Source organism: Coleofasciculus sp. G3-WIS-01 (genome assembly GCF_040223135.1).
Lineage (GTDB): Bacteria > Cyanobacteriota > Cyanobacteriia > Cyanobacteriales > Coleofasciculaceae > Coleofasciculus.
Map to the genome: position 1 here is coordinate 25,301 of NZ_JAVJZI010000252.1, position 14,566 is coordinate 39,866.

Genomic DNA, 14,566 nt, shown 5'->3' on the forward strand with positions numbered 1-14,566 from the left:
AACACGAGCTACTCAATGGCAATGTGATACCCTCTCCGTTGCATTTTGTGCAAGGTAACTGAATCCCTATCAGGGATAACCACTTTAAGCAATTCATATCTCTCCTCCTTCACTGTGAAACCGATGGGCTAAGGTATCCAGTAATAATGCCGATTGTTTTAACGCGCCGAGTTTGTCGTCAGCGTTTCGGCGTTGATGGCGCTAAAGCGCAACTACGAACGAATTAAGCAATCCATATTTCTCCTCCCTGAGTCTGAAATTGATAGGCTAAGGTATCCAGTAATAACGCTGATTGACCGATCGCGATCGCATAAGGGGCTGTTGCTTCGTGTACACTATACTGGTCACTGATTCCATAGATCTGAAAGTGCATCGGTAAGCGTAATCGCCGCCTCACCTCCACTACAGAGTACCGCAGTACATAACTCACCAATCCCTGCTTCTGCAACCGCTGGTTAATTGCACCCACCCAGAGGTTATCCGGTTGCCAAACTTGAATCCCGGTGATTACCTGAACCTTGAACGCCTCCGCAATCGGTTGTAAGTCCCCCGGATAGGTAAACTTCCAATTTAATCGTTCCTCCCGATAGGCGTGCAGTTTCATAAACCCCAGACAGTATTCAAACCTCCCCTTGGCAATCGGTTGTCTGGTGTCGGTGGCTGTCTGCTGAAGTGTCCGTATAAATCCGGCTTTTGTCCACCATTCAATCTCTAAGTTACCCAGAATTCCGGGTAAGTCGTAGGTTTTAAATCGGTCAACGGGATTCGCTTCAGTGATGTCATAGAGTCCACATTGCAATACACTTACGCCCCGAAAACTCGCCGCATCTTCAGCAATCGGATTACCTTTCTTTCCCGATAACTGTTGCCAGCCTTGCGCCCATCCCCGAATCCGCCCCGCCACTCGCTTCAACTGGGTATTAAACACCGCTTCACTGAGTTGACAAAATTTCTCCCGACTCTGGGCATACTGGGATTGAATTGTGCGATCGCGTAACTGATAAGCTAAGAAACAGGATTGAACTGCCCCCCAGCGGGAATAATAGCCGCGAAAGTCGTTAATCTGGCGATAGTTTTCGACAATAGTTTGATGCAAAAACGAGCGATCATAGTCTCCAGTGGGGCTTAATGGTGGTACTTCCCCAGTAAACAAGCGTTCGACTAAAAAGTTGGGGACTAAGGCATAAGCGGTAAAGGCTTTAAACTTGACAAATTTACCATTTTCTTCATATCCATCATGGCGTCCCAACCGCCCCAACCGTTGAATAAAGTTCCCGGCATCAGCGGACTCAAAAATCAAGAAATTAATCTTAAAATCCACGCCTACATCAATCGTACTCGTACCAACCACTAAATCTGCCCCCAGCGATCGCGCTTTTTCTCTGCTTCCCGATAACCCGGTATTTTCCCCCACCGTTAACCCCACAGGCTGCAACTGTTCCCGCAAAAAGGGCACCAGTCGCTTCACAGCCGCAATGGAGTTGAGAATTATCGCCCCTTTACTCCCTGGATGCTGTTGAAACTGAGTCAAGATTAACGCTAAATGGTTAACTATCCAGGCTTGTGAGGCGTTAAATGAGGGGTCGAGGGGGATAAAATTGAGCGTAATTGACCGAGATACTTGCCGCCAATGCTGCTGTTCTAATTGTTGACATTCTGCTACTGTATCAGGAAAATGATAGGTATTGTTAATTAGCTTGACCCGAAATCCTGCCGTTTGCAATCGCTCAATTAACGGCGGTTCTGGTGTCGCCGATAGGAATAGGAATTTTTTGCGGCGATTGGTGCAGCGAATCAGTAACAGGGTATTGATAATACTGGCAACTTGGGGCGGATTAAAGACGTGGAATTCATCAAAGATAAATAAGTCAAAATTTTTATCGATCTGATTCCATAACCGATCCGGACTATCCCCTTTAAATAAATACGCCCCACGATGTAAATAATGGAAAATATCGGGATTAGTGAGTAACACCTCCGCCTGACCGCTACGAGATGCGATCGCGGCGCTTTTTCTTAATCCTTCATTTTCGGCATACTGTTCTAATTCTGCCCCAGAAAGGCGGACAACACGGGGGTCATTCGTAGGTTTAAAGGTGTCAATATAGCCACGAATTTGGAGTTCTTGGTCACGGGCAAGTTCATTAGTAGGATACAGTCCAATGGCATAACCGTTCCCTTGCAGAACCTCTAAATAAGCCGCTAAACTTTTCCCATCACCAGTCATGGCGGTGTTAAAAATAACATCAATCTCTGGGTTGCGGATTGCCGCTAAGGTTTCCACTTGATGTCCACTAAGGGATGACCAGCTTTTCGGTAAGCTGATTCCTTCGGGTACTTTTTCAGCCGGACAAGAATAGATGGGTTTGAGCCTAATTTGATACTCGGACATATCCTTAAAACAGTGTCCGTAACGTCTTGTTATTTCCCATAATGACACTCAAAATAGAAAATGAACCGCAATGTCCTGATAAAGTGTCCGTATAAATTCCATGAGTCGTAAAGGTCAGTCGATCACCCTATCCCTATCCCCACGAGACAAAGCCGAACTAGAAGCGATCGCGCTAGAATTAGGGATATTATGGGGAGAACGTGCGAATATCTCCAAATTGGTGGAAGCGATCGCGCGTCGTCAGTTATTGGTATTACCGAATAAGGATTGGACAGAAAGTCGCATCCAGGCTTTAGATCGGGCAATTGGCGCATTAACCGACATCGGCGAGATGGAACAAGCGCAGATTGTGGCAGAATTATTACTCGAACGCAGCGAACTCTCGATTCCCCTACGCCGCAAAATCCAAGGGTTTGTAGACAACGTACCCCCACCCTGGCGGCTAGAGATTGACCGTTATATTCGCCGCCAGCATCCTTTTGAGTTATCCTATCAAGATGCCCCAGGGCGTTTATGGCACTTTACGATTCGCTACGGGAGAATCTATCTCCACGAAAAGCGTCAGTATTTGGATTGCTGGTGTGAAGAGACGGAGGGGAACCAAGATATTCCGGAGTTACAGCATAACTGGAGTTTGCGATTAGATCGGATTCAAGATGCTGCGATAACGCCGATTAAGGGTCAATGGCGACGCAGTTTGGATCAGATTGAGGTGGAAATGCATCTATTAAGAGAGTTAGCATTTGCCTATCAAGGTAGACGCGAGGATCAGGAAAATGACTGGTTACCCGAAAAGCCACGAGTGCGGCGGGTGGTGAGAAGCATATCGAGTACATTTTGGTTTCTGCGGGAGGTGAGGAAATATGGCAAAGACTGTCAAATCATCGCCCCTGACTCCGTGCGATCGCGTATTATCGATGAGTTAATCGCGACTTGTAATCAGTATGATTTAACTATTTTAATCCCTGATGTAGATTGAACATTGTGCGATCGCGCTGTGCTTTCTCGGTTTATACACATTTACCAACATTAGTCAAGATAACCCTGATAGGAATTTTGCACCAGAGAGGGTGACATAGTAGCCCTTGTCAACGGTGTGAGGTTTGCCAAAGGAGAAAGTGAAAACTGATACCCTGTTTTATAGCCTATTTAAAGAATTTCCCAGTATTTTCTTTGAACTGATCAACCAGTCAACAGAACAAGCAGCAACCTATCAATTCACCTCCCGTGAAATCAAACAACTGGCATTTCGACTCGATGGTTTATTTTTTCCCAAGAATGAAAACTCCGAAAACCCCTTCTATGTCGTCGAAGTTCAGTTTCAACCGGATCAGGATTTATACTATCGTATATTTGCTGAACTCTTTCTCTACTTGAGACAAGATAAACCCACCTGTCCTTGGCGGGTTGTTGTCATTTATCCGACTCGCCGGATTGAACGAGAACAACCATTACAATTTCGGGAACTCTTTACCCGAATGCAACGGATTTACTTGGATGAGCTAGGAAACGATGCATCGGATTCCCTGGGGATTAATATTGTTAAGCTAGTAATTGAGAGGGAACAGACAGCCCCTGAACAAGCAAGGCGCTTAATCGAACAAGCTCAAGCCCAGATAACGGATCAGACGACGCAACGGAACCTGATTGATTTAATTGAGACAATCATTGTTTACAAATTACCGCAAAAAAGCCGAGAGGAGATAGAAGCGATGTTAGGGTTAAGTGAACTCAAACAAACCAAAGTTTATCAGGAAGCCAAACAAGAAGGGTTAGATGAAGGTGAACAAAAAGGTCAACTCAAAGCCAAGTTAGAAGCCATCCCTCGGATGATGCAGTTAGGTTTGAGTGTGGAGATGATTGCTGAGGGGTTAGATTTACCTCTTAAAGTTGTCCAACAAGCAGCACAGTCATTCGCTCAACAGGATGTTGCGGCTTTTATGGAACTCTTAACTCATCAACGAGAGCTTTTCTCGGCTCAAGACTTGGCTGACTTGGCTGAATTAATCAAACCGTTACCCGATAAAATAGAAAATCTATCTTATGCGATCGCACAATGGTGCAAGCAAGACGGACATTCAGCACAGCTTCAGGCTTGGCGTCATCTTCTGTCTGGCTTATTGGCGGCTACAGTCGAGCAATTGTTAGCGAGTAACCTCGAATCCCTTGACACTCCATCCCCTGCACTCAACAAAGCTATGCTACAACAGGCGATTAAATAGTAGGGTGGGCATTGCCCACCTGACTCGCTAAATCCCGCGTCGAAATGCCCGAATCGCTTCCCCTGCATCAGTTTCCGCCATCAAAATACACTGTCTAAGCCAGTCAATATCAAGTTCACTCAATCCAGATAGCTGGCTGCGTTCAATGGGTTGATAGCCACCATCTCCAAGATGATAAAGCTTCAGTAATCCATCTTGCCAAAACCAAACCTCTGGAACGCCCAAAGCTTGATAGCGTTCTAACTTACTGGTATCTCCACTGGTAAAAACGACTTCAATGGATAAATCGGGAATCGGCTTGACACTTCCGATACAAAAAGACTCGTCAGCTTGGGCGAAAACAACGCCGGGTTTTTCCTGAGTCATTGCCCCTGTAGGCTTGAAAAAGATTCCCTGTTCAACCAGAAACGTTGTAACTAAGTAACTAATAATACGAGCAAATGTTTCATGATCCTGTCCCGGCATGAGAATCTCGATCATCCCTTTATAATAACAGAGGCGCACTCCAGAAGAACCATCAAAACCCGTTTGAATACTCTTAAACTGTTCCCAGGTTCCCTGATGAACAATGCGTTGATCGGTTGTTTTGTCAAGTAGTGGGGACATGGTATTCAGTTTTGGTTATCGCTGATAGGAGTTATAGAGGATTTCGCCAATTGTCGGCAATTGTAGGGGCTTGGTTACCAAGCCCTTACTTAAATGGGTGTTTCTTTTCAATCCCTGATAGGGATTATAGAGGATTTCGACAGCGGCGAACCGCACCTCAAAGGCAAAATACTTTGTTTCAATCCCTGATAGGGATTATAGAGGATTTCGACCCCGTAGCCCCGTTTATTAAATTGGTAAATTTAGTTTCAATCCCTGATAGGGATTATAGAGGATTTCGACTAAATGGTCCAAAAAAAGACCGTGTCGTATACCGCTTGTTTCAATCCCTGATAGGGATTATAGAGGATTTCGACTTATCTGGAGGGAGTTGAGATTGGCGATCGTGTAGTTTCAATCCCTGATAGGGATTATAGAGGATTTCGACGGAACAGGGGAAAAGCGCAAAAAGCTTTACTCTTATTGTTTCAATCCCTGATAGGGATTATAGAGGATTTCGACAGTGGTGGGCAGGATGTCGTATCTGGTATTACGAGGTTTCAATCCCTGATAGGGATTATAGAGGATTTCGACTAAACGTCCAGGTAATCGCCATGGAAATTCCTGAAGTTTCAATCCCTGATAGGGATTATAGAGGATTTCGACCCCGTTAAGCAGCAAGGGCGGTTTTTTGTGCCTAGTTTCAATCCCTGATAGGGATTATAGAGGATTTCGACTTCACCTGTACCGGATGAGTCGGCGCTGCCCGCTCGGTTTCAATCCCTGATAGGGATTATAGAGGATTTCGACTTGATTCAACTCGTCAAATTGGAGAATTTAACGCTGGTTTCAATCCCTGATAGGGATTATAGAGGATTTCGACTGGGCAACGTAAAGCCCAACGACTACCGCCACTGTTTCAATCCCTGATAGGGATTATAGAGGATTTCGACTTGATCCCTGAATGATGTTTACTTACTGATATGTTGTTTCAATCCCTGATAGGGATTATAGAGGATTTCGACATACCAAAAAATCCCTTATCCCTTTCTGCATTAGTTTCAATCCCTGATAGGGATTATAGAGGATTTCGACATACCGGAGCGCCGGTATTCCCTGATGCAATCCCCCATGTTTCAATCCCTGATAGGGATTATAGAGGATTTCGACCCTTATCTTGACTCCCTGCTCCCCCTTGTTCTACCGTTTCAATCCCTGATAGGGATTATAGAGGATTTCGACCCGACGGTTCTATCCTTATCTGATGCCCTACACTTTGTTTCAATCCCTGATAGGGATTATAGAGGATTTCGACTCCCCGTTCGTGGCTCCGAACAGTTCTTTCATTGTTTCAATCCCTGATAGGGATTATAGAGGATTTCGACGAGTGCCAAATGATAGCTGGGCTTACCTTAAAGTTTCAATCCCTGATAGGGATTATAGAGGATTTCGACAAGGGATATCGTCGTCGTCGACCTCCGCTGCAATGTTTCAATCCCTGATAGGGATTATAGAGGATTTCGACGGTCTATCAGTAGATCGCTCGGTTTCCAAAGCCCCGTTTCAATCCCTGATAGGGATTATAGAGGATTTCGACGGGAGTTAATCTTGTCTTAAATGTTTTCTCACTAGGTTTCAATCCCTGATAGGGATTATAGAGGATTTCGACCCAGCCTTTCCCTGATTTTTTGCCACGGGATATAAGTTTCAATCCCTGATAGGGATTATAGAGGATTTCGACTAAAATCGAGTAAAAATCTCCGGGGTCGTGCTTTGTTTCAATCCCTGATAGGGATTATAGAGGATTTCGACTTCCCCGTTCCTGCCCAGTAAGATACCTATCCTGTTTCAATCCCTGATAGGGATTATAGAGGATTTCGACCTAAAGGCGTATTATTGGATAAATCCCAATGAAATCAAGCGAAAGTTTCAATCCCTGATAGGGATTATAGAGGATTTCGACTGTGGTTAAGAAAGGGAAGGACGTCTGCAGTTATACCGTTTCAATCCCTGATAGGGATTATAGAGGATTTCGACCGCAAAGTTCGCGACGCATCGGCATCATAGACCTCGTTTCAATCCCTGATAGGGATTATAGAGGATTTCGACAATGATTGCGGCTCAGATCAGTCCGGTTCGGGCGTTTCAATCCCTGATAGGGATTATAGAGGATTTCGACAAGAATTGCCGCCCCATTGTCAGGTATTACTTCGGGTTTCAATCCCTGATAGGGATTATAGAGGATTTCGACTTGAAGGACTACGAGAAGAATTCAGTCGCGAACTGGATGTTTCAATCCCTGATAGGGATTATAGAGGATTTCGACACGGGGAACCCCTCCCAGGGAATTCCCTTGAGAAGTTTCAATCCCTGATAGGGATTATAGAGGATTTCGACGATAATGATTCCATTTTTTGTCCTTCAGCCAATGTCTTGTTTCAATCCCTGATAGGGATTATAGAGGATTTCGACTCGCCCCAGCATTGGCCGCGTTTAGCGCGTTTCCTAAGTTTGCGTTTCAATCCCTGATAGGGATTATAGAGGATTTCGACCTTCTTGGGCCATAAGGTTGTAGTCGTACTCGTTTGTTTCAATCCCTGATAGGGATTATAGAGGATTTCGACGCGATCGCAGCTTTGGTGGGAGATGTTCCGAGTCATTAAAAAGTTTCAATCCCTGATAGGGATTATAGAGGATTTCGACTTTTCTAGCTTTTCAGCCATAGACAAATCTTTTGCGCCGTTTCAATCCCTGATAGGGATTATAGAGGATTTCGACTGCCGACCTCTGAAACGCTTGCTGTATATAGTTTTCAAGGTTCAGTTCCGAGAGACTCCATCTAATATACCATTTCCGACTTCGACAGACAAGAGGCATCTTAAAAAAAAACTCCAAAACCCACTCCCAGTAAGCCTTTCAAGATTTCCGAGAACCTCATTTTCGGGGTAATGTCCTCAAACCCAGACCCCATAAGGGACACAGCCGAAAAATTACCACAGCCCCTGAAAACACCTACCCCTTCTCGGATTCAAGCCCAGAAAATGGAATTATCCCGCAGAGGTTCGCCGCCGATGCCCTCTTGGTTAGTAGTGAGGACTTTAGTCCTCTTAGCAGCGCTAAAGCGCCGACTACAAGCTGAATATCAAGGTAACTCAACCGATGTCGGTTTCGCAATGTGAGGTAATCCCCAACCCAACTTCTCACGCAACACCCGGAAAAACTCTGGCGGTTGCAAGCGAATAAATCGAGCCGAATAGCGCGATCGCTCAACCTGTACGTGATCCTCCGGTAACACATAACAGCCCGCATTCCCATCCACCACCATCACCAACTGATTCGGCGTCGCCGGAAACACCTTCACCTGTTCCGTATCCGCAAACACTAACGCTCTCGACGCCAAAGAATGAGGACAAATCGGCATCAACTGCAACACCGGCACCCCAGGAGTTACCACCGTTCCCCCCGCACTCAGGGAATAAGCCGTTGAACCCGTCGGAGTCGAAATAATCACCCCATCTGCAGCAATATCCACAGGAGAATGACGCCCAATTTGCACCTCAAAATGGCACATACAGGTCAAAGGTTCCCGGTGTAATACCATCTCATTCAAACACAGGGCTTCCCACCACATACATTCATCCCGCACCACCCGCACCAACAGCATGGTTCGTTCTTCAATCTCATACTCCCCCGCCATCACCTGTTCCATCGCCTGGGGAAGTTGATTTAGGTAAGCCTCGGTGAGGAATCCCATGTGACCGGTATTAATCGCCAGCAACGGAATCCCAAAGGGCGCCACTTGACGAAACGCCGCCATCACTGTACCGTCTCCGCCCAGAACGATCGCAAACGCCATCGTCTCATCAAATCCAGGCGCCGCCAGCTTATCTATGGGTGTATGACACACTGGAGAATCGGGACGGGAATAGCCTAAAAGTCCGCCAACACCCGTTGCCATATATACGTCCCAACCCGCAGCCATTAGCTGCTCTTGTAGCTCCTGTGCTACCCGACAAGCTACAGGTTTATAGTCGTTATAGATAATCCCTGCTTTGCCCACATTCACCAGTCCGTGTCATACATAATTATCTTCGTTGTAGCCATTTGGATAAAACTTGCTCGCTCAACTTAGACCCCCTTGACGAAAAAGCTTATACCAAAAAGCGACAATCTGTGTCAATTAAAACGTTTACATTCACTCAGGGCGGGTGCGAGTTACATCTGGGTGCGTTCAAAAACGATAGTCGTGAAACCCGCCCCTACACAATCACGCGCCATGCCCTCGAATAAACTGAAGAGTCAACACTCTTGCACTCAGTCAGGGCGAGTTTAGTTACATCTGGGAGAGGGGGAGAATTCAAAGCCTTCTCTCTCTAACCCCCCTTTATACCCCCCTTTCTTTATACCCCCCTTTCTTTATACCCCCCTTTCTTTATACCCCCCTTTCAAAGGGGGGATGGGGGGATGGGGGATGGGGGGATGGGGGGATGGGGGCTAGGGGGATAGGGGCTAGGGGGGATGGAGAGAGGTTTTCCAGAGAGGTTTTCCCGATCATAAGAAAAGTCAGCCCCATCACCCATCAGAACTTAAGGTTGTTTCATCGGCGTCTTCTTCTTCTTCTTCTTCGCTTTGCTCTTCTCGTAATCAATTTCCCTAAGCTTCTTCATAATTCGGCTAAAGTACTCTTGCAGATAGGCTTCCAAGGTGGTTATTTCTTTCGGATCAAGACCAAAAACCGGATAAACCTCATCCATTGAAGCCGTCATCGGTTTCCCCGTGGCTATCACCTCCGTGAATGCCAATCGATCTGCGATATTCCAACCCCACTGGAAAAATCGGGTAATCTGGCGCATTGCCCGCAAGAAATTAAGCGGGAGTCGGGCAATTCTGGCATCCTTACCAGACAAGCGCTCACATAGATTAATAATCTCATCAGCTCGCCACGCCCGTGTTCCCACAACTGGAAAGGTTTTATGTCCCGTTTCCGGAACCTCAAGAGCGCGAACCGCAAATTTAGCAATATCCTGAGTATCCATATAACCGGTGGGCGCCGCTTCCCCCGTAATCCAAACCGCTTGTCCTTCTAAGATTGGCACAGCATACTGCATAATCAGTCCTTGCATAAAGCCGGCGGGTTGCAAGATAGTGTAGTTCAATCCCGATTCCGCCAGAAATACTTCAGTACACCGCTTAATTTCCATCAGCGGCACACGGGGAAATTTTTCACAATTGAGAATTGAGAAAAAGACAAAGCGTTCCACTCCCGCCGCCACAGCCGCTTGAATCAGCGCCACTTTGCCATCCCAGTCTACCTGTTTAATGGTTAGAGGTCCTGTTGGTCTAGAGGTTGCTGCATCTATAATGGCAGTTATGCCTTCAAGAGCAGGTGGTAACGTCTGTGGTTCACACAGATCCCCTTGAACCACTTCGGCTCCCCATTCTTTTAAAAACGTGGCTTTCCTAGGGCTGCGAACCATACAGCGTACCTGATGACCCTGATCCAGCGCCCGACGAACCACCTGTCTTCCTAAAGTGCCTGTTGCACCGACGACCAACAAGTTCATTTATAAACTTTTTGCCTGTAAACTTAACGTTTCTATAAGATTCTATCAGAAAGGCTTCAATGATGCTCAAATATAAGCAAGTTTTCACCCTTCACGACCTTCAAGGGCATGGTGCGTGACCCTTGACGACCTGCGAGGGAAGCTGGTTTTGGGGGAGTCACGTCTCGACAAGCTCCCCCAGCTTCCCCATAAAGTTACCCTTCGCCGCCTTGGATTTTGAGTAACAAAAAGCCCAAACCCATACCCACGAGAATTAGGGTAAAGGATAGTACGGCAGCATTAAAAATTTCAGCGCTCATGTCTTATCTCCTCTTGCGATCGCTTTAGCAGGCTCTAAGTTTAAGATTATCGTGATTGGGTTCAAATCCAAAATGAAAACTGAGAAACATTTGTTTACACAACCGATGCGTCAACCCCTAGAGCGTCCCCGCTTAGCGGTAACCTTGGGTGATCCGGCTGGAATAGGTCCAGAGGTGGTGCTCAAGGCGTTGGCGGATGAGGAGATTACTCAGGATGCTGAAATAACTGTCATTGGCAGTCGCTCTTTGTTACAGACGGCGTATAATCAACTACGGCAACAGTTGAATCCGACCACGCCTCTAGCTGAACCGGATACCCTATCCATTTTAGATATTCCCCTAGACACCTCAAAAGAAGATCAAATTACTCCGGGGTTGGGAAATGCGGTGAGTGGTGGTGCTTCTTTTGCTTACCTCCAGAGTGCGATCGCGCAAACCTTAGCGGGTGAGTTTCAGGGGATTGTCACCGCGCCAATTGCCAAGTCATTCTGGAAAGCCGCCGGACATGAGTATCCGGGTCAAACCGAAGTCCTGGCAGAATCTGCTGGTGTGCAGCGATTCGGTATGGTATTCGTGGCGCGATCGCCTCATACCGGGTGGCTATTGCGGACACTCTTAGCCACAACCCATATTCCCTTGCATCAAGTCCCCCATACCTTAACCCCAGACTTGATGAGGTCTAAACTGGATTTACTGGTGGAGTGCTTACGCTGGGATTTTGGTATAGAAACCCCGCGCATTGCAATTTCTGGGTTAAATCCCCACAGTGGCGAACAGGGACAGCTAGGAAGTGAAGAAAAAGACTGGTTGATTCCCTGGCTAGAACAGGAACGACAGCAACGTCCTCAGCTGCAATTGGATGGACCTGTACCACCCGATACCCTTTGGGTCAAAGCGGGTCAAGCCTGGTACGATAATCCAGAAATTCCCAATCTCCCCGATGCTTATTTGGCACTTTACCATGACCAAGGCTTAATTCCGGTTAAACTCATGGCATTTGACCGTGCGATTAACACAACGATTGGTCTACCTTTTGTGCGAACGTCTCCGGATCACGGTACGGCTTATGATATTGCAGGTCAGGGAATAGCCAATGCTACAAGTATGAAAGCAGCGATTCAATTAGCGGCACAATTGGTGCGACACAGGCAATTTTTGTAGGGGCGGGTTTTACGGATAACGTTGGGCAAAAACTGATAACTTGACTAAACCCGCCCTCCGAAACATATTCTATTTACTCTGTCAAGGTGTGATTCCTATAAACTAAATGTTAGCTTAGTGGTGCTAATCCGGAGTGCGATCGCCACATTTTTGGCGGTGGTGATCGCGAGTATGGAGAAAACACTCATCGCCGCCCCACCGGGACGGATATTAATTAATTCAAAAAATGAGTGCAACTTGTTTGTGAAATAACCAAACAATTGGGAATACTAAATAGAGGGAAAAGCCGTAAAGGTAGGGTTGCCAAGTTCACCGGAGTAACCCATCCTTATTGATCATCATGATTGACGTGGCTTAATCCTCAGACCATTGCCCTCGCGGCACGGTTAAACTGATGGTTGGAATATTCTCTCCCTAGATTTAGTTAAATGGGAAACACCAATACTTTGACTTTTAACAATAACCTCACAGCCCATGTTGTTCAAGTCCACAGTTTTACTGCCTTGAGGACGGCGTTGCACCAGCTCGGTCTTGACCAACCCCGCCCTACCCTAGCCCTCGTGGGTGGGGCGAGTAAGATTAGTGAGTCTGACAAAAATGATTTGCGACATCTTTTTATCGAAGTGATTGCGCCTCTGGCTGAACAACTGGGAATGGCAGTTGTGGATGGGGGTACGGATGCGGGGATTATGCAATTTATTGGTCAAGCGCGGACAAGAATTCGTGCAACATTCCCCTTAATTGGTGTCGCCGCCATTGGTACAGTTATCCTGCCTGGTGTTAAGAGTGTGAAGGATGATGCGGCGATGCTAGAACCCAATCACACGCACTTTGTATTAGTTCCAGGCGGCAATTGGGGAGATGAATCACCCTGGTTATCTCAGATTGGTAGTTATTTAGCAAAAGGTTTACCCTCGGTTACGATTGTTGTGAATGGCGGCGAGATTACCTGGCAGGATGTGGCGCAAAGTGTGAAAGCCAAGCGACCTGCGATTGTCTTAGCCGGGAGTGGACGAACGGCGGATAAATTGGCAGCCGCGTTGCAGGGAGAGGTAACGGATGAGCGAGCTATAGATTTAGTAGCATCGGGACTTTTGCACACTATTGAGATGAGTAAAGGTGCAGCAGCACTGGCTCCTCTGATTGGGCAGATGCTTTCTTTACCGCCCGATGTATTGCCAGAATAAATTAACTCCAGATAAGGTAGGAATAAGCGTTGGTATTGACGCGGTTAAACTCCAGGTTTTAGAGTATGTATAATCAGGGAATTGCTGCCAATCCAAGAGTTGTTATGACATAATAAAAATGAGTTGATTGAGACATTTGCTGCTGACCTGGTTTAAGTCTTGTCTGAAGCGTTTGTTACTTAAAATCAATCACTTCGTTGGGTCATTTGATACTGTCTTAATCCCACCCTTGTCGTAGAGACTCTTGCAGATCAAGGTATAGCAAATGGAGTATCAGGCGCAATTGCGGCGGGAAGCGGAAAAACGCCGCTGGGAGGAAGAGCAGAAGCTTTTGCAACGTGAATTTTCAGCGCCGCCGGAACCGGATGCAACCAATGAGGAAGACGTCCAGCCAATCCCTTCGGTTACTTTAGAGGATTTGCCTACTTTAGGCGCCGCCGCGATGGCTTGGTTTGAAGAAGAAGAACCGGAAGAACCGAAAAAGCAAGAATCTTCAAACGGTAAAGGGAGCAGTGAGCCTGCCAAACCGGCTGTACCGCAACTGATTACACCGGAACAAGCGGCAAAAATTATGGATTGTCCGCTATCGGATTGCCAGAAATATTTACCTGGGGTATTGGAGGCGCTGCAAAACTATGAAATCTTGGATAAGCAGGTGCTGATTGGTTTACTGGCAACAGTGCGGGTAGAAACTAACGGGTTTAAGCCAATTAATGAGTTTGGTGGACCCAAATACTTTACCAAACATTATGAAGGACGCCGTGATTTAGGCAATGTGCAACCAGGGGATGGGGCGAATACAGGTATCTCAATCTATACTATAGCACTTCACGCTGGTGTATTTACACATTAGAAATGGATGCTTTGATTACTGGACTGGTATTCCAGAAACCTGCGTCGGGGCGGGCGCGAGCAACCGAAAAGTAGAGACGTTGCATGCAACGTCTCTACTCTCATCATTGCGCCACATACCGTGAATCCCTAAGTTGTAATGTAGTATGATTTTGTAGTATAGGCTCAATTTAAGACTGGCAGTGATTTCCCGGCAAAGCGGATGCCTGCCCTCGCTTTTATTATCCTACAATCTTGGACTCACTTTAGTGGCGAGTGGCAGGCACGGGAAATCAAGCGAAGCGGTCTGACAGTCTAGTGACTA

At 46.5% G+C, this 14,566-nt stretch carries 11 protein-coding genes and 1 CRISPR repeat array; of the genes, 5 read left to right on the plus strand and 6 right to left on the minus strand.

What is annotated here, in order from left to right; translation table 11 throughout:
* Positions 1-223 precede the first annotated feature (223 nt).
* On the minus strand, positions 224-2,392 hold the full coding sequence (gene cas3, locus RIM23_RS26755; protein ID WP_446370955.1) for a type I-D CRISPR-associated helicase Cas3': 2,169 nt from the start codon (positions 2,390-2,392) through the stop codon (positions 224-226).
* A gap of 100 nt (positions 2,393-2,492) precedes the next feature.
* Between cas3 and RIM23_RS26760 the strand changes: the two genes are divergently transcribed.
* Positions 2,493-3,371 carry a helix-turn-helix transcriptional regulator gene (locus tag RIM23_RS26760; protein ID WP_446370957.1) on the plus strand — a complete coding sequence of 293 codons (879 nt, stop codon included), beginning with the start codon at positions 2,493-2,495 and terminating at the stop codon, positions 3,369-3,371.
* A 139-nt stretch (positions 3,372-3,510) separates the two neighbouring features.
* Positions 3,511-4,614 (plus strand): Rpn family recombination-promoting nuclease/putative transposase, encoded by a 1,104-nt coding sequence (locus RIM23_RS26765; RefSeq protein ID WP_446370959.1) that lies wholly within the window; start codon positions 3,511-3,513, stop codon positions 4,612-4,614.
* Positions 4,615-4,641: 27 nt separating this feature from the next.
* On the opposite strand, the gene RIM23_RS26770 is transcribed toward RIM23_RS26765, so the two are convergent.
* The 4 genes from RIM23_RS26770 to petM form a co-directional block, all read right to left on the minus strand.
* Positions 4,642-5,220 carry a Uma2 family endonuclease gene (locus tag RIM23_RS26770; RefSeq protein WP_446370961.1) on the minus strand — a complete coding sequence of 193 codons (579 nt, stop codon included), beginning with the start codon at positions 5,218-5,220 and terminating at the stop codon, positions 4,642-4,644.
* A gap of 104 nt (positions 5,221-5,324) precedes the next feature.
* A CRISPR array of direct repeats spans positions 5,325-7,977; the repeat unit is 37 nt; unit sequence GTTTCAATCCCTGATAGGGATTATAGAGGATTTCGAC.
* A 364-nt stretch (positions 7,978-8,341) separates the two neighbouring features.
* Positions 8,342-9,259, minus strand: coding sequence for an NAD(+) kinase (locus RIM23_RS26775; protein ID WP_446370976.1), 918 nt, complete (start codon positions 9,257-9,259; stop codon positions 8,342-8,344).
* Positions 9,260-9,785: 526 nt separating this feature from the next.
* Positions 9,786-10,763 (minus strand): SDR family oxidoreductase, encoded by a 978-nt coding sequence (locus tag RIM23_RS26780; protein WP_446370963.1) that lies wholly within the window; start codon positions 10,761-10,763, stop codon positions 9,786-9,788.
* A gap of 194 nt (positions 10,764-10,957) precedes the next feature.
* Complete coding sequence (petM, locus tag RIM23_RS26785; protein WP_446339326.1) at positions 10,958-11,062, minus strand: cytochrome b6-f complex subunit PetM; 105 nt, start codon at positions 11,060-11,062, stop codon at positions 10,958-10,960.
* 72 nt (positions 11,063-11,134) lie between these two features.
* On the opposite strand from petM, the gene pdxA reads away from it, so the two are divergent.
* Positions 11,135-12,223 carry a 4-hydroxythreonine-4-phosphate dehydrogenase PdxA gene (gene pdxA, locus RIM23_RS26790; RefSeq protein ID WP_446370965.1) on the plus strand — a complete coding sequence of 363 codons (1,089 nt, stop codon included), beginning with the start codon at positions 11,135-11,137 and terminating at the stop codon, positions 12,221-12,223.
* 95 nt (positions 12,224-12,318) lie between these two features.
* Here the strand turns inward: pdxA and RIM23_RS26795 are convergent, their stop codons facing one another.
* A complete protein-coding gene (locus RIM23_RS26795; RefSeq protein ID WP_446370967.1) occupies positions 12,319-12,459 on the minus strand; it encodes a hypothetical protein in 141 nt (46 codons plus the stop codon).
* 210 nt (positions 12,460-12,669) lie between these two features.
* Between RIM23_RS26795 and RIM23_RS26800 the strand changes: the two genes are divergently transcribed.
* Together RIM23_RS26800 and RIM23_RS26805 are read left to right on the plus strand one after the other, a co-directional pair.
* Positions 12,670-13,410 (plus strand): hypothetical protein, encoded by a 741-nt coding sequence (locus tag RIM23_RS26800; RefSeq protein ID WP_446370969.1) that lies wholly within the window; start codon positions 12,670-12,672, stop codon positions 13,408-13,410.
* Between the two features lie 265 nt (positions 13,411-13,675).
* The gene (locus RIM23_RS26805; RefSeq protein ID WP_446370971.1) at positions 13,676-14,263 is read left to right on the plus strand and encodes a hypothetical protein; all 588 of its coding nucleotides are present in this window, start codon (positions 13,676-13,678) and stop codon (positions 14,261-14,263) included.
* The last annotated feature ends 303 nt before the right edge of the window (positions 14,264-14,566 follow it).